The 19,379-nt window shown below is 46.3% G+C and carries 16 protein-coding genes, 1 pseudogene and 1 riboswitch; of the genes and pseudogenes, 2 read left to right on the top strand and 15 right to left on the bottom strand.

What is annotated here, in order from left to right; translation table 11 throughout:
* Nucleotides 1–31: 31 nt before the first annotated feature.
* Nucleotides 32–196: riboswitch (M-box (ykoK) riboswitch) on the bottom strand.
* Between the two features lie 42 nt (nt 197–238).
* From EIZ58_RS01620 to EIZ58_RS01590, 7 genes are all read right to left on the bottom strand, one after another.
* Complete coding sequence (locus EIZ58_RS01620; protein ID WP_240688910.1) at nt 239–850, bottom strand: ABC transporter substrate-binding protein; 612 nt, start codon at nt 848–850, stop codon at nt 239–241.
* Nucleotides 851–920: 70 nt separating this feature from the next.
* Nucleotides 921–1,166 carry a hypothetical protein gene (locus EIZ58_RS01615; protein WP_134698776.1) on the bottom strand — a complete coding sequence of 82 codons (246 nt, stop codon included), beginning with the start codon at nt 1,164–1,166 and terminating at the stop codon, nt 921–923.
* Between the two features lie 60 nt (nt 1,167–1,226).
* Nucleotides 1,227–2,027, bottom strand: coding sequence for a 5-deoxy-glucuronate isomerase (iolB, locus tag EIZ58_RS01610; RefSeq protein WP_134698775.1), 801 nt, complete (start codon nt 2,025–2,027; stop codon nt 1,227–1,229).
* A 39-nt stretch (nt 2,028–2,066) separates the two neighbouring features.
* Nucleotides 2,067–3,362, bottom strand: a complete 1,296-nt coding sequence (locus EIZ58_RS01605; RefSeq protein WP_134698774.1) for a TRAP transporter large permease — start codon at nt 3,360–3,362, stop codon at nt 2,067–2,069.
* 1 nt (nt 3,363) lies between these two features.
* Nucleotides 3,364–3,885, bottom strand: coding sequence for a TRAP transporter small permease (locus EIZ58_RS01600; RefSeq protein ID WP_134698773.1), 522 nt, complete (start codon nt 3,883–3,885; stop codon nt 3,364–3,366).
* 83 nt (nt 3,886–3,968) lie between these two features.
* A complete protein-coding gene (locus EIZ58_RS01595; RefSeq protein ID WP_134698772.1) occupies nt 3,969–4,991 on the bottom strand; it encodes a TRAP transporter substrate-binding protein in 1,023 nt (340 codons plus the stop codon).
* A 55-nt stretch (nt 4,992–5,046) separates the two neighbouring features.
* Nucleotides 5,047–6,105 (bottom strand): LacI family DNA-binding transcriptional regulator, encoded by a 1,059-nt coding sequence (locus tag EIZ58_RS01590; protein ID WP_167577433.1) that lies wholly within the window; start codon nt 6,103–6,105, stop codon nt 5,047–5,049.
* Nucleotides 6,106–6,547: 442 nt separating this feature from the next.
* Between EIZ58_RS01590 and EIZ58_RS01585 the strand changes: the two genes are divergently transcribed.
* The gene (locus EIZ58_RS01585) at nt 6,548–7,723 is read left to right on the top strand and encodes a M24 family metallopeptidase (RefSeq protein WP_134698770.1); all 1,176 of its coding nucleotides are present in this window, start codon (nt 6,548–6,550) and stop codon (nt 7,721–7,723) included.
* 282 nt (nt 7,724–8,005) lie between these two features.
* Here EIZ58_RS01585 and EIZ58_RS35100 read toward each other — a convergent pair whose 3' ends face one another.
* The 8 genes and pseudogenes from EIZ58_RS35100 to EIZ58_RS01550 all read right to left on the bottom strand — a co-directional run bounded on the left by EIZ58_RS35100 (nt 8,006) and on the right by EIZ58_RS01550 (nt 17,709).
* The gene (locus EIZ58_RS35100; RefSeq protein ID WP_370297619.1) at nt 8,006–8,104 is read right to left on the bottom strand and encodes an HPr family phosphocarrier protein; all 99 of its coding nucleotides are present in this window, start codon (nt 8,102–8,104) and stop codon (nt 8,006–8,008) included.
* 124 nt (nt 8,105–8,228) lie between these two features.
* Complete coding sequence (locus EIZ58_RS33010; protein ID WP_167577432.1) at nt 8,229–8,375, bottom strand: hypothetical protein; 147 nt, start codon at nt 8,373–8,375, stop codon at nt 8,229–8,231.
* A 365-nt stretch (nt 8,376–8,740) separates the two neighbouring features.
* Nucleotides 8,741–9,069, bottom strand: a pseudogene (locus EIZ58_RS01575) (cupin domain-containing protein).
* A gap of 120 nt (nt 9,070–9,189) precedes the next feature.
* Complete coding sequence (locus tag EIZ58_RS01570) at nt 9,190–10,431, bottom strand: M20 family metallo-hydrolase (protein ID WP_134698769.1); 1,242 nt, start codon at nt 10,429–10,431, stop codon at nt 9,190–9,192.
* 35 nt (nt 10,432–10,466) lie between these two features.
* Nucleotides 10,467–11,867 (bottom strand): NCS1 family transporter, encoded by a 1,401-nt coding sequence (locus EIZ58_RS01565; RefSeq protein ID WP_134698768.1) that lies wholly within the window; start codon nt 11,865–11,867, stop codon nt 10,467–10,469.
* Between the two features lie 83 nt (nt 11,868–11,950).
* Nucleotides 11,951–13,717, bottom strand: coding sequence for a hydantoinase B/oxoprolinase family protein (locus EIZ58_RS01560; RefSeq protein WP_134698767.1), 1,767 nt, complete (start codon nt 13,715–13,717; stop codon nt 11,951–11,953).
* The gene (locus EIZ58_RS01555; RefSeq protein ID WP_134698766.1) at nt 13,717–15,795 is read right to left on the bottom strand and encodes a hydantoinase/oxoprolinase family protein; all 2,079 of its coding nucleotides are present in this window, start codon (nt 15,793–15,795) and stop codon (nt 13,717–13,719) included. Before EIZ58_RS01555 ends, EIZ58_RS01560 begins: the two co-directional genes overlap by 1 nt.
* Nucleotides 15,796–15,981: 186 nt before the next feature.
* Nucleotides 15,982–17,709, bottom strand: a complete 1,728-nt coding sequence (locus tag EIZ58_RS01550; RefSeq protein ID WP_134698765.1) for a sigma-54 interaction domain-containing protein — start codon at nt 17,707–17,709, stop codon at nt 15,982–15,984.
* Between the two features lie 254 nt (nt 17,710–17,963).
* On the opposite strand from EIZ58_RS01550, the gene EIZ58_RS01545 reads away from it, so the two are divergent.
* Nucleotides 17,964–19,379: a cytosine permease gene (locus EIZ58_RS01545; RefSeq protein WP_134698764.1), complete on the top strand. Its 1,416-nt coding sequence runs from the start codon at nt 17,964–17,966 to the stop codon at nt 19,377–19,379.

The following is a 19,379-nucleotide window of genomic DNA, read 5'->3' as shown; positions in this document are numbered from 1 at the left end:
ACGGGCATAACAAATAGACTACTTGCCAAAGAATTTTCTCCATTCGTAGAGCTTTAGCACTGTGCGGCATAGGACTAAGCCAGCTACATTAAAAACCACCTTAGCTCGATGGTTTCTGTTGACCCATTGGCGTCTTTGGACGTTTCTGGGCAGTAGCCTATCTCCTGCACAGGAGCCTCACCTAACGAAGATATTTAGTTAGATACGTCTATTACGTTACACCAGCCATTTATCGGTGTCAACTTACTTTAGAATTTATCCGGATAAAAGCTTTGGCCATGGTTTGAACGGCTCTAGTATTGCGAACCCCCTCAAACACGTCCGAAAGCTTCAGTACGACAAAGTGGTCATTTTGAATGGCTGTTACATTTTGCAGCGCGCTGTGGTTTTTAAGAAATTGGATTTTTTCTTCCGTAGAAGGCTGGTCATAATCATAAATCAAGATGACTTCAGGGTCACGGTTGACCACTTCCTCCCAGCTTACTTCTGCCCAGCTCTTCGCTATATCATCAAAAATGTTTTTCCCTCCAGCAAACTCGATTAATTGTGAGGATAAGGATTGTCCTGCTGTAAACGCGGCCTGATCTCCAGAATCAAAAGCAAATACACGAAGAGGCTTCTCCACTGACCCTATTTGCTCATGTACCTGACCAATCTCTTGCTTCATTGACCCGATCAGCTCCAAGCCTCGATCTTCAACCCCAAAGATACGTCCCAAATTTAAAATATCATCGTATACATCTTCTATTCTGCCTACCGGTACGTAGGTCCCTTGAGCTACATAAGCCGTGATTACCTTTTCTGCGAGACAGTCTACCGATCGTCCATACACAAAGTCCGGATTATCCAAAATTTGCTATTATCCTCAAATCAAGCTACTGTTCATTAATATTAAACAAATCCGAGACCTACCTATATGTTCAGATCCCTTCTCCATATATCATTTTGCAATCTTCTTCAGTAATCTCCTGCATTTTATCCCACTTACCCTCCCGCCTCTCATAATCCGTTCGCACGTTACCCATTACTATGATTCTCGTCCCGTCCTGTACATCCTTGGGCGCATCATCAATGCATGTATACCAACCCGGTTCCAGCTTAAACTCCGCTGTTTCTCTCCAATACATCCATACTCGTTCCCATCTTCCATAGGTATGAACGTTCACTGAAATCACCTCGTAATCTAATCTTGTTGGCAAACAAATCTATGCTTTCTATTGTTCAAATTAATCGTTGTTAAGCCATTTATGATCAGGGTCCTCATAAGGTTTCAATTTTCTTCCCGTTTCTCCGGCCATGAACCACAAGTAATAGACTTGATAGCCGCCTGCTGAAACAACCGGGTGATATCCCCTATCGATAGCGAAGCTGTCACCGTGCCTGATGATATGCGCCTCATCTATGGATAAATCTTTCGTATAGTGCAGCTGGACACCAAAACCTTGTTCCGGGTTCACTTGATAATAATAAATTTCTTCCAAATTCGGTTCCTCAGGAGCAAACTCTCCGTCATGCTTGTGAGGCGGATAGCCGGACCACTGTCCTGGTGCATTAAAAGTTTCTCCCAATACCATGCGGTGCACGCGATGATCGGCGTTGTCTGCGATAATGTCATGAACTTCGCGAGTCCATTGGGCTTTTCCACGCTGATGAACCACCACTTCTTCTGGAGTGACGACGAATGGAGCAAACTTTTCTTCCGCTTTCACCTTGCAGACCGCGATCTCGACATCCGTTTCAGCAACAATCTGATAAGCGGATTGACAAGGTACGTAAACGGTTGTCGCCTTCCCTTCAAACACACTGCTTCTCCCGCCCAGATTAATCCACTGTTGTCCTTCTGCGGTCACCGTTGCTTTACCCTTTAAGATGACCAAAGCGGTTTCGTATCCATTTGTTTGAGACTCGCAAGATTGTCCCTGCTTTAGGGAAACCTTGCTTAAAGCGAGATATGTCAGTACGTGATCATCCTCACGGATAATGTCCTGATAACCTTCCACCTGTGTTGCTTTATAGTATCTTTGCATTTTATCACCGATCCTCATTTATGGTAATTTATACTTTATCTATCCGCCAAACCAGTCCGGTTTCAACATTTTAGGTAACCAAAATACGACTTCCGGCATAAAGGCAATCATCAGAACGACCGAAAGGATGCCAATAATATAAGGGATTACAGCCACCGTACTTCGGGTAATCGATAATTTGCCAATGGACGCAGCCAATAGCAGGCATAATCCATATGGAGGTGTAACTAAGCCAATGGCTAAACACGTGACCACCACGAGTCCTAAATGGATTTCATGGATTCCAAGCAATTGCGCTGTCGGCAAGATCACCGGAACGAACAGGATCATGGCTGGAATCGCATCCATAAACGTACCCACTATTAAAAACAATAAGATAACAGCTAGCATAAATATCCAAGGTTGCGAAAAAGAAGTGGTGAAAAATTCAGAAACAAATTCAGATACCTTGTAGTAACTCATTAACTCCCCTAGAGCGCTAGCCGTGGCTAAAGCAAATAAGGCGATAGAGCTCAAAGACAGCGTATCGAAAAGAATATCAGGGAAGTCTCGCCATTTCAGTGTCTTGTAAACAAACTTACCCAAAATAAATGCGTAGACGCAGGCCAGAACGGCTGCTTCCGTAGGCGTTACAATTCCTCCTAATATGCCGATGATGATAATAAGGGGCGTCAATAGGGGAGGGATGATCGGTATAGCCATCTTCAAGATATCTAGCACTTTGACTCTTTCATACTTCGGGTAATTTCTCTTAACAGAGAAAAAATAAATGATCACCATCATAGAGAGACCAATCAAAATACCGGGGATTACGCCCGCTAGAAATAACCCTCCAATCGAAGCGCTTGCAATGCTTCCATAGATAACCATGACAATGCTCGGGGGAATAATGCCTCCTATGGTAGAGGATGCAGCTGTTACAGCCACCGCAGTTTCTTTTGAATATCCTTCCTTTTCCATATGGGGAATGAGTATTTTGCCTATGCCCGCTGTATCAGCTGTAGATGAACCTGACAAACCAGCGAAAAACATGGAAACCACCACATTCGCATGAGCCAATCCGCCACGGATATGCCCGACCAACGCAACGGAAAATTGCACGAGTTTTTCAGATATCTTTCCGCTGTTCATCAAATTTGCTGCCAAGATAAATAAGGGAACAGCAAGTAGAACAAAGGAATCCAATCCTTTAAACATTTTTTGAAATACAGTAATGAGTGGTATGGTTTCCAACATGGCAATGCCCAAGAACGAAATGATACCGATCGTAAATGCTATTGGGGTTCCCAGCACAAGCAGAACCAAAAAAGCTGAAGTTAGTAAGATTCCCGCCATGTTACCTAGCCTCCAATTCCCGGCTTACTCCTTTTTTTTCCTCTTGTGCTTCATTTTGCGAGGAACATACCAGTTCAAAAATAGCACCCAGCGAATAAAGAGCCATGGATGCCCCGCTAACGGGGATTACCGCCCAAATATACCTTTGTTTTAGAAACGGCATGGTGTTCAAGGACCAATCCCAGAAATTGACGGTCAATAAATAGCCATAGTACACCATGAGCAGACCAAAACTAAAAATCAACACATGGTTAAAAATGTGAATTCCCCTAGTCAGGCGGGCTGGCAACAGATCAATAACAAATGACATGGCAAAATGTCCTTTTCTTCGGACCATAATCGCTGCTCCCATAAACATCGCCCAAATGAAAGAGTACTTCGCCGCTTCCTCTGTCCAGTCAATCTCGATAAAGGGAACATACCGAGATAATACTTGCAAAATGACACATAAGACAAATGTGACTAGAAATAGGCAAGCAACAGAGATCTGGAAAGATTCCATACGCTCCATCCATTTTTTCATAAGCTCCACCACCTGAATGAATTAGGAAAAGATGAGAGTTACTTAGAGGAACCTAAATATCCATCATCTTTCCCCATTAATGTTTAATGCTGCATGATTTTCTGTACCATGTCTTCGAGTCCTAAATTTTTCGCAATCTTTTGGCGTACAGGTTCAGTAAGTTGGACAAACTTCTCTTTTTCAACCTCATTAATGGTGGCACCGTTTTCTTTTAGCTTCTGTAAAGACTCCTCCGCCAGCTTCCGATCCATTTCTCGCTCTGCTATGGTCGCTTCAATGGCAGCTTTTTCCACTGCCTTCTTCTGTTCATCCGTCAACTGATCAAATTTTTTCTGACTCATCAGAAACGCCGGGGTCAAGAATTCATGCTCCGTTAAAGAGATGAAAGGGGAAACCTCATAAAACTTCATTTGATAGATATTCGTAAAATCGTTTTCTGCGGCATCCACTACTTTATTTTGAATGGCTTGATACAATTCGTTGAAGGCAACCGATGCTGGCTGTGCACCGAAGGACTTCCATGTTTCCAGGTTGGCGGGACTACTTTGCGTACGGATTTTTATCCCTTTCAAATCTTCTGGGGTTTCAACCGGCTTTGTTCCGAAATAGCTACGGACCCCTCGAATCCAAAAACCAAGTACTTTGAAATCAGTCTTGCCTTCGATAAAAACGGACATCTCCTTCCCTACATCCCCATCTAACGTCTCTGACCAATGTTCTCGATTCTTAAATAAATAAGGAAGGGAAAACAGGCCCACTTCGGGTACCGACTGAGATAAAAATCCCGGAGCGGAGGCAATCAAATCTACCGTTCCCGTTTGCATTTTCTGTACAAGCTCATCATCGTTGCCGCCAAGGGCACCATTCGAATGAATTTGAACCTCTATGGATCCGTTGCTCTCTTTCTCTACTACTTCCTTAAACTTCTCCATTCCGGCTTGGTATGCCCCCTCTTTCGGCTCAACATGGGCAGCGACTAATGTTACTTTCCGGACCTCACCCGCTTCCCCCACATCCTTTTGCGAGGATGAACTGCTGCTGCAGCCCTGCAAGGTAACGGCAAGCAACAAAGTAGTTGAGATAAACAATTGACCCCATTTTTTCATCGAAAATTCCCCTCTCCAAATAGTTCCGATAAATTGAACTTAAACGTTTACAAATTTATGTTCTTAATTTATTAATGGCTTTTGTAGACTGCGCAACTCTAAGTACGGGGTAAATGTCCACATGTCTTTGGATCAGTTCTTCGCCTTTTACCACCTTAATGAGCATATCGGCTAGCATTACCCCTATTTCAAACAAAGGCACAGCCATTGTAGTTAATCGAGGCGTCACTTGCTTGGATAGACTCACCCCATCAAATCCCATAATGGAAATATCATCCGGGACATTGAGCTTCAAATCCAGGCAGGCCTGAACCATATTCGCTGCAACAGGATCATTATACGTGAGTATAGCCGAAGCTTGGTTTTTAATAAAATTTTTGGTAATCTTGTATACATCCAACTCATCGAACTGTTGGACCTCATTAATCAAATTTTCTTTCAATGGTATACCATGGTCTGCCATGGCCTTCTTATAACCGGCCAGCCTTTGTACTCCGCTAAGCGAACGAGGGGGTCCGACGACAATCCCAATGTTCCTATGTCCGTTTTGGATTAAATATTTCGTCGCGTCATAGCTCCCCTGGAACGCATCGATGACTACGGAATATACGCCTTCAATATCAAGACGGCGATTTAAGAAGACGGTCGGCGGCATATTGGGAATGAGGCTCCTTAAGTTGGCATCATCCACCCGCGGACTGCAAAGGATCACTCCATCCACATTGTATTGCTGTGCCATCTGTATGCAAGTGATCTCTCGCTCTACATCTTCGTTCGTCATGAACAAGAAGACATTCTGCCCATGATCTCTCAGTGTTTCCTCAACACCCTGAACGATCTCAGGGAAAAAAGGATTGGTTATGTCTGGCAATAATAATGCTATCGTATTCGTTTGCCGCGTGATCATACTGCGCGCCTGGAGACTAGGCTGATAGCCAAGCTCTTGAATTATTCGCAAAACCTGGTTGCGTGTCGCTTCGCTGACATCTCCCTTATTGTTCATTACCCTAGAAATTGTTTGCCTCGAAACGCCAGCCCTTGCTGCGATGTCGTTAATAGTTAAACGACGTTTCACCTCCATCACTCCCTCTTGAACGTTCACGGTAAGGTTCACGAAAATCATAACACCTTCATTTCCAACCTGTCAACACTCCTGTGGATATATTCTTTATTATCAGTTTTTTGTATAAAATTTTAGTTTTATTGCTCCTGTTTTTAAAAATACTAAAATTAATTCTTGTTATATTACCAAAACTAATTATTCGTTTTATGATTTCATTACCAGAGATATTGCTTTTTTCGTGAACCTTCACAATTTCATAAACGTTTTGGTTTGCATCGTTTACATCAAAACAATTAACAGATATGAATTCATTTCTTGGTTTCAAAAAACTCCTTCCTTAATTGCCCTAATGCTTATTAACAAAAAATTTAAAATAGGTTGACGGACAGGAAACTCTGATGTATATTTTTTATGTGAACGTTCACGGGAAACGGTTACACTGCTTGATCATTTTAATTCTCAAAATTAACTGGCGTAAATAGGAGGAACTATCATGGAATTACAAGTACTTTCAACCGAATTTGAAAAACGTGTATTAAAGATCAGAGAATCTATGAAAAGAAAAGGAGTAGATGCTCTCTTTGTATACAGCGATGAATATCATCCTGGCTATTCCATGTATTATACAAACTTCCGCACCATCAATTGTATCGAAGAATCGGCGCATGCTTTATTGATTCCTCTAGAAGGTGAAATCCAAGCATTTTTGGGGAATTTGAATCGTTTTGCTGCCAAACGTTTTTCCTGGGTCAAAAACGTTCACAATATTTATGAAATGAGATCCGTATTGCCGCAGCTCATCCAGGATCTCTCTTATTCAGTAAAAACAGTTGGAGTTGTGGGAGAGGAATTATTCCCCATCTCCTTATACCGTGAAATGGAAAAGGGATTGCTAAGCGCTGGCATTAACATTGTCGAAGCTGGAGATTTAGTCGTACAGGAACGCTTATATAAGAGCAAAAATGAATTGGATCTAATTCGCGCTGCCGGAAAACTTGCCGACGATAGTATACTTGCGGCCTTAAAAGAAGTCCAAATCGGAAAGACCGAAATCGAGCTTTCTGCCATTGGAGAATACGTTACTCGTTCCCGTGGAGGCGAAATCGGCTCTGCCTATCTCGTCGTAACAGGTCCTGATCATACCAACCTCCCTACATGGCGTCCAATGGAACGCAAGATTGAACGTGGAGATTACGTCTGGTTTGATTTTAATCCTTCTGTCCTTGGCTACTGCTCGGATACCGGAATTACAATTGCGATGGAAGGAGCTACGGAAGAGCAGATCAAAATCATGGACTTCGCTTATGATACCAATGCTCGTATGGTGGAATTCATTAAACCGGGCATGAAAGGAAGAGAGTTATTCCAAGAAACCCTTCGCCTTTGTGAAGAGGCTGGGCTAGCGGAATACTTCCTTCCCTATACCAAGGGGATGAGAGCGATCGGTCACGGCGTTGGTTTAGAGGTCGTGGAAGCTCCTGATTTAGGGCCTAACAGTGATTTTGTCTTTGAGCCGAACATGGTATTTGGTATTAAATTTGACTTGCACGGTTTCCCATTTGGTGGTGTTCGCGTGGAGCCTACATGCATTATTACGGAATATGGGGCAGAACCGGTTAATAATCTTCGAGGACTAAGAAACAAGTATGAGTTCAAGGACTTCAGCTAATTGTCCACTCTAGGTACTAATAAAGAACCCTCAAACTCAACTGGTTTTCGGGGGTTCTTTATTTTCCTAACTTGAGATATATTTAAGGGTTTAGAGACATGTTCCTTCTTGTAGGAATAGAAAATTTGAGGGTCGTTAGGAGAAATCGGATAATACTCATTCCAAATTAAATATTTGCACATATTGAAAATCGATTTCTTCCTTTATATATAGACAACGGTACAGCCGGGTGTAGATCCTGTGGACATTCCCAAATCCGTTCGAATGTGGCTTCTTCACGAATTATTCCTCCCCTTCATCTGCTCCATCGGCTTCCAATGTCACTACTTCACCATGGGCAACCGCTAGCGACATGATACCGATAATGCTTTTTCCATTGATTCATTTTTCCTTTTTCCCGATCTTGATATCACTTGAAAATGCATTCGCAATTTTTTAATAGACCAAAAAGAGACTCTTCTGGGAGTCCCTTTCGTGTAAACTTGGAGCCCTTTTTCTTCTTCAATCAAATAACAAATCGAGCATATTCCCTATAGTCCACATTTGCCGCTTGGGAAACCGCAAGAGGAACGACTCCATGTGCGGCATCGGTGTGTCCGACCAGTAAATTGCTTGTAGCGATCAATAGCTGTCTTTCCTGAATCAGCTTCAATCTATGCTCGTCCAGCTCCTCTCTAGGACGTTATCGTAAAACACTATCGTGCTTTACTCAACTGAGGGACAGTCCATATCCATCAAGTTAAGGAATAAATAATCTCAAAGTCTAAAAAATGGGCTATTCTTTTTATAGGGAAACTATTTTTCTATGAAAGGAATGATCTACTATGAAACCTATTCAAAGGACTTCCAGGTCGAATCGGTCGCCTGAATATTGTGGACTCTACTGAAATCAGACTACCAAAACAACTCTGCGACTGGGCTTACATTTCAAAAGACCATCATGCGGTAAAAATGCACACAAGATTAGTTGAGTTCCCTCATCGAAGAAGCGGACGCAACGTATGTCATGGATCGAGGTCAAATTGATTGAAGATTAGAAACCGTTCTATCGTTTATTTGATTACCGGTATTAAGTGTAGATTTTGGTTCAAGTAAAAGTACATGGACTTCTTCTTCGGCAGCAGGCATGTGCTCTACACCTTTTGGAACTATAAGAAACTCTCCTTCATTGATGCAAATATCTTTATCTCTGAATCTAAGTAATAACTTTCCTTTACAACTAGAAACATCTCATCTTCATGGTCATGACAATGCCAGACAAACTCACCTTTTAATTTAGCAAATTTAACATGAATATCGTTGATTTCCCCTGCTATTTTAGGACTCCAATAGTCATTTACTAGCATGAACTTTTCATTTATATTTACTTTTTCCAATACTAACACCCTCCTTTATCGTTAAGTTTTCTATTTTCATTGTCTATATGAATTAAGGGCCGTCCTCACCTCCAGACAGCCCCCAATCCTCTATACATAGTTTAAAACAGTACCTAGCAGAAGTTTCGTTCCCTTGACAATGTCTTCGGTCTCCGCCCATTCTTTTGGGCTATGGCTGATTCCATTACGGCATCGGACAAAGATCATCCCCATATCGGCAATATCAGCCAAAAGCATGGCATCGTGGCCGGCGCCGCTCACCATCTTCGGGGCCTGCAAACCTAGGCTCTCACTCGCCTCTTGCATCGCCTTTACCACATGATCAGAGCATTCCACCGGCAAGACATTCATATTTTCTTCAATTTCGACCTGCAGTTGATAGCGCCCACAGATCTCGTCTATCGCCGATCTGATTTCTGCCATGACCCGATCCCTCCGGGATAGATCAATGTCTCGAATATCGACGGTAAACTCCACCCCCTCCGGGATTACATTGCTTCCGCCCGGGAAGGACTGGATTTTGCCGACAGTTCCGACCGTTGGGGCGGAAGGATCCTTTCCGCAGATGCGGTGGATGGCAAGGATGATTTCCGCTGCTCCGACCATTGGATCTTTCCGTAGATGCATAGGAACTGTTCCGGCATGACCCGCTTCTCCCTTTACCTTGACCCCAATCCAGGCAGGGCCGGCAATTCCCGTTACGATGCCAACTGGTTCGTTGATCGACTCCAGATAGGGTCCTTGTTCGATATGCATTTCCAAGTACACCTTTATCTCGCCGGGGATCCTGATCGAATCCGCCATGCGGTCCGGATTAAGGTCAAACCTTTTCAGCGCTTCATAACGTGTAATTCCCTGGGCATCCTTTTTCTGCAGATCACCCGGCTGAATCCTGCCGACCATTCCCTGACTTCCGAATAATCCGCCGGAAAAGCGAGGGCCCTCCTCGTCGCAGAATGCGACCACCTCAATCGGATATTCCGTCTGTAGGCCTGCATCATGAATCGCCTGAACCGCTTCAATCGCCCCGATGACCCCGATAGTTCCATCAAACCGGCCTCCGTTTGGAACGGAATCGATATGCGATCCCATCATGATCACCGGCTTCCCGGAACCCTTTCCTTCCCTGCGCCCGATCAGATTGCAGAAATGATCTCTCCGTACGGTCATTCCGGCTTGCCTCATCCATTCGGCCACCAGTTCCTGGGCCTGGAAATCATCCTCGGATAGAGCCATGCGATGAACACCGCCATCCTTCGTTTGGCCCATCTCGGATAACTTTTTCAGCCGCTCTTCCATTCGCTTTCCGTCAATAGTAAAACTCTGAATCATGATATCCCCTTTCTTACCTCTTCGATTTTTATTGCTTAGGAGCTGAGCTTTACATCATGAGATTGAAGCACTTGATGGATCTCGGCTTCTTCACTGATCTGCGGTGCAGATTGCTCATATCTTTTGCTGATCCAATATTTCATTAACACCTGGTAGGTGACGGCAGCCGGCACCAAACCGAGAAACCAGGATATCTCCACCTTCAAGGTAGCGAATAGCGCGCCTACCGCGATGGCGATAAAAGCTGCAGGATTAAAGCCTTTGTAATAAGTGTAAGAACCACTTGTATTATATAGTTCAGCCAAATGGTATCTCTGCTTGCGCACCCAATAGTAGTCAGCCAGCATGACCCCCAGAATTGGTCCCAAGAAGGCAGAATAAATCTGCACAAACAAATTAAACGATTGGGCGGTCAGTAGCAGCCACGGAAAAGTGAACAAACCAAGAATTCCGGTGATCCATGCCCCGGTTTTCCAGCTTACCTTGAACAGGTCGCAAATCACCATCGTCGGAGGAACAACATTCCCGACCAGATTGGTAGTGAATTGAGCAGAAGCGATGAACAGCATCATAACAATTAAAAGTCCGACAGACGGCATCTGTTCAACGAAGATCGCAATCGGATCAAATTGTCCCGTAGTGGCAGAGGAAATGATGCCAATCAGGCACATGAACAAGGCTCCAGGGAGTAATCCTGCTAATTGGGCAGCAGTGTACTTTGCCTTGGATACCCCATCGCGAGGGATATAACGGACCAAATCGCTAATATTCAGCATGAGAGTAGAATAAATCCCCAACATCATCGTGACTCCACCCCAGAACGGCCACCCGTAGGTCCCTGGAGCTTCGATCACTTTGGTTAGCTCCGCACCGTAATTGGAGACCAGCTTTATCATGATGTAGACCATACAGATGGCAATGAAAATCGAAGCGACGACGTCAAACCATTTGATCGAACTGAATCCGCGCGCGGCAATCCAGGTTTGAAGCAGCTGGAAGAGGACAAACCAAACAAACGTGTTGTCAAAGCCGATAACCACCTTGGATATACTGTTGAGCGCCATGGCTCCCACCCACGTCTGCACCCCGAACCAAAGCAGCGCCGGGATGGCGCGAATTAAGGACGGGACAGCCTGGCCCTTGGTACCGAAGGAAGCCCGCATCTGAACCACCATCGGAATCCCATACTTCCATCCCGGTGCTCCGTTTAGAGCGAAAAAGAACATGACAATCACTTTGGCAATCACGATGACGAGAATCGCCTGAGTCAGATTGAGCTGTCCAACCGGCGGGACCAGGCTAGCGCCAATGAAGAAATAGCCAAGGAAAACGGCCGTGGCCAGCCAAAGCAAGATGTAACTGGTAATATTTAAAATTCGACCTTCCCCATCCGGAATCGGATAGATAGATTCAGTGACAGCTCCCTTTTTGGACATGAAATCCACCTCATTCTAAGATAATAAGGGGGCTGTCCCCAGGAAGGGATTAGACCCAATGGGACAGCCTCCGGTTCAGCAGATTATGCCTTCGCGGCGCTTTTTCTGAGTTGCTCCGTCTGCTGCTCATCGAGTTCAGCGGAATCGGTAATCACCACGCCGTAGTCTCTCTTTGCGGTTTCTCTGGAAATATAGCCATCCAATACATCGGCCAACACCTTTTGCGGATCCCGCTCTAGCGGATTGCCGTAGCCGCCGCCGCAAGGGCCGGTCATGACCAGCGTATCCCCCTGTTTGGCGCGACGGTTTGGAATTTTCGACGGCAGATCTTCAGACGATCCGGATGTCTCTTGACGAACCAGTCCACCGACGTATCCTTGTGTTCCGCCCGCAAATCCCCAAGGAGAAAACTTGTGGCCATCGCCTTCCAGCGAGAAGCTTCCGTCCGTCAGGAACGATACTTCACGGATCGAGCCCAATCCTCCACGCCATTTTCCAGCTCCGCACACATCCTCGCGAAGCTCGTAGCGATTCACGCGAAGCGGGTAATGGGACTCAATATCCTCGATCGGGTTATTGCGCGTATTGGCATAAAGGGTATCCACGGCGTCCATTCCGTCTTTTCCGTAACGGCCGCCATAGCTTCCCTCCATAATGTCCATATAGACCCAGTAATTTTCCCCGTCTAGACCGCTAAAGGCGACCACCTTCAGGTTTCCAACCCCAGCGCTTACCTGCTGTGGCACCACTTGGCTCAACGCCTTCATCAGCGTGTCAGCCACGATGTTTCCAGGACAAAAGCGGGCAATGGTCGGTGCAGGGAAAATCGGATTGCACAGCGTTCCTTTCGGAGCCACAATTTGCACTGGACGAGTGAGGCCCGAATTCTGCGGAATATTTCCGTAAATGCTGGAATCAAGCAGAATGGAACGAAGCGTTAGGTAAATCGCACAATCGACCGTTCCCTCTAAGGGCATATTGATCGGTCGGTCATCCACTTGCGGGGATGTACCGGTGAGGTCAATCGTCAGGTCGCTTCCCTCGATTTTCACCGTTACGGCAATTCTCAGGTCCTTCTTGGCCGGATCCGGACTATCCAGATAGCCATCGATAAATCCTTCCGCGGAATAGGTTCCGTCCGGTAGCTTTTCGATGGCACTGCGCATCATTTTTTCCGAGTAATTCATTAAGTCCTCGCTGGCGGCTAAAACCGTATCCAAGCCGTATTTTTCCACGATCTCCAGATAACGTTCAGCCCCGATCCGAGCGGCTGCAATTTGCGCTTCCATATCTCCCACTACCATATCGGAGGCGCGGATGTTGTCGCGCATAATGTTCCAGACATATTTGTTCTTGATTCCCTTTTCATAGACTTTGATCGCCTTAAACTGCAGACCTTCCGCATAGGCGTCCACCGCGTCGACAATCCCGCAGCTTCCCGGGGTGAGGGCCCCGATATCCAAATGGTGGGCTGTCGTAACAGAAAAACCAATCAATTCTTCTTTATAGAAAACAGGAACGCAAAAGCCGATATCCGGACCATGGGAAGCTCCATGATAGGCGGAATTGTGCATGATGACATCGCCAGGTTCGAAGGTATCCCTCCGCTCGTCAAAGATTTTCCGGATCCCCCGCACATAGCCGGGAATCGGACCGGATTGCAGCGGCGTGCTGTGAGTGGATTCACACAGCTGCTGTCCCTGTGCATCGACGATGGCGCATCCGAAATCCTCAGATTCGCGGATAATACTCGAATAAGACATCCTGGCTAATTTATGGCCCATCTCAATGGCCACATTCTCCAACGCCCCGCGAATCACTTGCGCAGTGATAGGATCAATTGCTCTCATTATTTGTTCACCTCTACTTTAATGATCATATTTCCGCTCTTCTCCACCAGCACCTGACAACCAGGAGGAACAACCGTTGTCGTATCCTTTTGGAATACGATAGCTGGCCCATAGAAGATTGCGCCTGCCGGCAGCTGTTCACGCTGATAGAACGAGGTTTCAAATGTTTTCAATTCACCGTCTACCCGGAATACGGTTTCGCCTTTTTTGATTAGACCCTGATCTGCGCTACCTTCTCCCCCAACGGACGGATCCCCGATTTTCGGCATGATGCCGAGGCCAGTCAATCGAAGGTTGACGATTTCAATGGGACTGGTCTCAAAGCAGTGACCATATTCCGCTTCATGCAGCTTGTGGAAGTTATCAAATGCTGACTGAATCTTTCTCTCATCCAAGTCACCCTCTGGAAGCTCAATCCGCAGCTCATATCCTTGCCCCACATAGCGGCAGTCCGCAAACCGCTGAATCTTGATCTGCCCTGCATCCATTCCATCTTCAGCAAGCTGGAGTGTGATCTGCTCGGAAAGCGCCGCGATATCCTGGTTTAATTGATCAGGGCGCAGCTGCGTGCTGAGCATGAATTCCGTTTTGATCACATCATATTTCAAATCGCTGGTCAGCAATCCTGTGGCCGAGGTGATACCCGGATGCGGCGGGATAATGACTTCCGGTATATTCAGGATTTTCGCCACTTCGACCGCATGCAACGGGCCGGCTCCCCCGAATGCGATCAGGGAGAATTCCCGCGGATCGTGTCCTTTTTGGATCGTTTTAGCCCGGATGGCATTCGCCATATTGTTATTGAGAATCGTCAGGACTCCTTCTGCGGTTTCGTTGATCGACAACTCCAGTTGTTCCGACAACTCACCAATTACCTTATAGGCCAAGTTCGGGAAAATCCTCATCTCTCCCCCAAGGAAGTTGTCTTCATCCAAGCGGCCCAATACAACATTCGCATCCGTTACCGTCGGCCTTGTTCCGCCGTGGCCATAACTCGCCGGTCCCGGACGGGAACCTGCGCTGCGCGGACCCACTCTGAAGGCGCCGCCTTCATCAACGTAGGCAAGGCTTCCTCCGCCTGCTCCGATCGTATGGATATCAATCATAGGCACCATCACCGGATAGCCGGCAATCCAGGTATCCCGGGCGGATGATTCCTGATAGCCCTGTTCTGTGATGATCGCAATATCCGCACTCGTTCCGCCAACGTCAAACGTAATCAGCTTGCTTCGGTTCGACAACTGTCCTGACCAGGCCCCGCCAAGGACCCCGGCAGCTGGACCGGATAGAAGGGTATTGACCGGCTTCTCTGCGACAGAATCAGGAGTCCCCACTCCTCCATTGGAACACATGATATGAAGATCCGCTTTTTCAAACGTTTCGTGGACTTTCGCTTCAAGATTTTTGATATAACGCTTTACTTTCGGCCCTACAAAACCGTTGATGCCAGCCGTCGTAAACCGCTCAAACTCACGGAATTGAGGAGAAACACTGGAAGACGTGGTGACGAAGGCCTCCGGGTACTCCTCGTGAATAATTTCCTTTACCCGGTTTTCATGGACCGGATTGATATAGGAAAATAGGAAGGCAACAATGATCGATTCGACTCCGGCTGCTTTCAATTCCCGCACAGCCTCGCGAACCTCCGTTTCATTTAATGGCACGAGCACATCCCCTTTAGGAGGCGCCAGCCGCTCTTCAACAGTCTTGCGATGCCTCCGCTGGACGAGCGGGCGGTCCTGCCACGGAATATCCTGCATAATCGAGTAGTTCTCCGGGCGCTGATGGCGGCCAATGTGGACGACATCCCGGAATCCTTTGGTTGTGATCATGCCGGTTGTACTGCCGTCATACTCCAGGATGGCATTAGTGGCAATGGTTGTTCCATGAAAAACATGATCGATTTCGTTCTTGGCGATTCCCTGACGCTCGCACAGTTCCTCCATTCCCCTTACGACACCGATGGAGGGATCTTCCAATGTGGTAGGGACCTTATGAATGTATGTAATCCCCTGATCCGTATCAGTGAAGACAATGTCTGTAAACGTTCCTCCTACATCGACTCCGATTAATTTCATGATGGATCTCCTTTCAGAATTGAAGTTTCACGTTATTACATTTGCAATAACCATGCCAATATGGAGATGAGCGTTCCACTTGAGTTTTCCTCAGTTAAAAAAATTAAGGATTTGCAAAATTGCAAATCTAATAGCGAAAAGTTCAGTAAACTATGCACTTTCTGATGTTTGCAGTCTTGCAACACATTACTGCATATCCGCAAATTCAATTTTGTATTTTTTAATTTTCCGACTAATAGTGGAGATATCAACCCCCAGCTTCTGTCCCGCCTCCCTCATCGTCCGGCACTGCTTCAACATATCAAGTAGCAGACCCTTTTCGTAGTCTTCTACTGCCTCCTTTAGCGAAACACTTGCTTTTTCCCGGCTCCATGGCTGCAATTGCTTCATATTATTCGGCATATCCCTGTCGGTAATAAATTCCTGGGGACTGGTCACGACCAGTCTTTCTACGACATTCTGGAGTTCCCGCACATTCCCGTTCCACGGATAATGCACGCATATCTCCATGGCTCCCTGGTCCATGACCACCGATTTACCATACTTGCTGTTATATAGAAGCAGAAAATGATCAATAAGAAAAGGGATATCCTCTTTTCTCTCACGCAGACTCGGGATCGTCATGGGGATTACATTCAAGCGATAAAAAAGGTCTTCGCGAAACTGTCCGTTTTTCACCATATTCTCCAAATTTCGGTTGGTAGCCGCAATGAAGCGGACATCCACTTCAATCGAAGCCGTGCTTCCAAGAGGAGTCACCCGCTTCTCCTGCAGCACCTGCAGAAGCTTCACCTGAAGGTGAAGAGGGAGTTCCCCAATCTCATCCAAAAAGAAAGTTCCCTTGTGGGCACTGACGATCATCCCTGTTTTCCCGTCCTTGTTCCCTCCCGTAAAGGTACCTTTGACATAGCCAAACAGCTCGGATTCCATCAAATTCTCCGGAATGGCTCCGCAGTTGATTTTCATGAAAGGTTCCTTGTGCCGTGAACTGTGTTGATGAATATTCCGGGCCAAAACCTCCTTGCCCACCCCAGACTCCCCGAGAATCAAGACAGTGGAATCCACATCGGCAATCCGATAGGCTAAATCATAAATCTCTTCCATGGCCTTGGATTTGACGACAATCTGCTCTTTTCCCTCCTGCCGGACCCTCGAAAGTTCTTCTTCATACTGCCTCACCAGCCGCTTCGATTCTTCCAGCTGCTTGGAAAGCTTGTCCTCTTCTGTGATATCTTTCGAAATATTGATGACTTTGACGAGATTTCCCGTTTCGTTGTAAATCGGATACCCGTTTACAATCAATCTCCGGCCAGATTTGGTCGTCTGCACGACCGTGACCGGCCGTTGTTCCTTCAACACTTTCTTCGTAGAGGATTGGTCAACGATCATCCGGTCTTCTAATACCGATGCCGGCTGCCCGACAAAATCCCATTCCTTTACCCCCATTACTTTTTCGCAAGCTGCATTGACCCGCAGAACCTGTCCTTTGCCATCCGTGATCGTGACTAGTTCCCCAATCAGGTTCATAATCGCTTCTAGCTCCTGCTTGAGGTCAGCTACATGATCAGAATGGGAGATCATCCGTTCAAACATTTCCTGTCCAATCAGAAGAATCAAACCCTCCATGACTCCGTCCTCCAGCTGTAGAGGCAGCTCCAGCAGAAGAGCTTTGTCTCCCCATTCCGTTTCCGTCAACATGACATTCATCTGATTGGTCTTCATCACTTTAATGATATGGGTGGAAGGAAGGAACCTCTGAATCGGTTGGGTTAGAACCTCGTTTAAAGGTATCCGAAAAAACGAGGAAACAATTGGATTTCCACATTTTATGCGTCCTTTTATATCTACCTTCATGACACCAAACGGCAACGAACGCAGCATATCCTGATCAACCGCCATCCTTGAGCTCTCCATGATTCTTCACTCCCCATGTTTTCCTGTATATAGATTACTACACTTTTGCAATTTTGCAAATATTTTTGTAACAATGCAACACATGGATTGGATAGATAGGAACAGCGTTTAGTCACCTAGACCCCTATACCGGTTTGCAAATCGGCAATCACTCTCCCTAATCATCCTATATTTTCCCGTGGGACGGCCATTGGCATAGGATTTGCTAGTTTAGTGCATTGAAATCATTTCTATAGAAAAGGAGGTTTTCAGTCATGCAGCATTCTCAAGACAAAGGCATCAGTCTCACAGGGAAAGACATCATGCCCACTACAGAAAAGCAGCGCCATATCAGCAACTTCGGCTTTTTGTTGCTTTGGATTGGAATCGCTGTCCAGCTTGTTACGTTCATTTTAGGGGCACAGCTTTATCCCGCCCTATCTCCCGCGGAGATTCTGATTACCTGCTTAATCGGAAACTTGTTCGTAGCAGCACTACTGACTCTAATCGGGGACATTGGAATTCGTCATGGAGTTCCATACGCGGTCTACATACGCGCCTGCTTTGGCTACCTGGGAACCCACATCCCTGCGTTTTTCCGGGCCGTCCCGGCCATTTTCTGGTTTGGTTTCCAAACCTGGATGGGAGCGACTGCCCTGAATATCATCGTGGAGATGCTGACCGGGTATTCCAATTTGACACTCTGGATCGTTTTATTCGGAGCCGTGCAAATCATTAATACCGCCATGGGAATTAACGCCATTACCAAGTTTGAATGGGTTGCTGCCCCAAGCATCCTGGTCATCGGCCTCATTCTCCAAGTCATGGTCATGAACCAGCATGATTTGACCTTCGGCAAGCTCTTCTCCATGAAAGGAGAAGGAGGCGTCAGCCTTGGCTTTGCGATTGTGGCCCAGATGGGCGCGTACATCACGATGGCCTTGAACGCACCCGACTTTACGCGTTTCCTGAAAGTAAGCAAACAAGACCAAAACGGAACCTGGTGGCAAGCCAACAGGGGAAGCTTCTGGGGCCATACCATCGGTCTCATTTCCTCTATGCTGATTTTTACGATCATCGGGATTACCAGCGGGGTGGCGACAGGTAACTGGAATCCCATCGAGGTCATGGTCCAAACGCTTGGCAAAGATAGTCCCCTGCTATTGATTATCTGTCTTGCGTTCGTCATCCTAGCGCAATGGTCCACAAATATTAGTGCCAACCTGCTGCCACCGGGATATATCATTGTCAATTTCTTTCCGCGGAAGATTAATTTTGCTACTGCCGCGGTCATAGCCGGAATCATCGGCTTGGCGATTCAGCCATGGAATTATGCTGCATACATTCCCCAAATTCTGCTGGTCATTACGGCCCTCCTTGGCCCGATTGCAGGAATTATGTTTTCTGACTATTATCTGCTCCGCAAGCGACAACTGAATGTAGATGAACTGTTCAAAGTCGGCGGGCAATACAAGTATTGGAATAATATCAACCCTGCCGCGGTTGTCGCCTATATTCCGGCATCCCTATCGGTGTTGGCGGCACCAGATTATGGCTTTATTACGGCTTTTGGGATTTCAGCCATCCTTTATTATCCGCTGATGAAGCATTGGATAGCGAAAATATATCCTCAGTCTGAAATTCATGTTTCTCCTGGCTCCACCACTAAAAAGAAAGAGGAAGTGATTTGA

It is taken from the genome of Ammoniphilus sp. YIM 78166, assembly GCF_004522215.1.
GTDB lineage: Bacteria > Bacillota > Bacilli > Aneurinibacillales > RAOX-1 > YIM-78166.
This window is presented reverse-complemented; position numbering and strand designations above follow the sequence as displayed.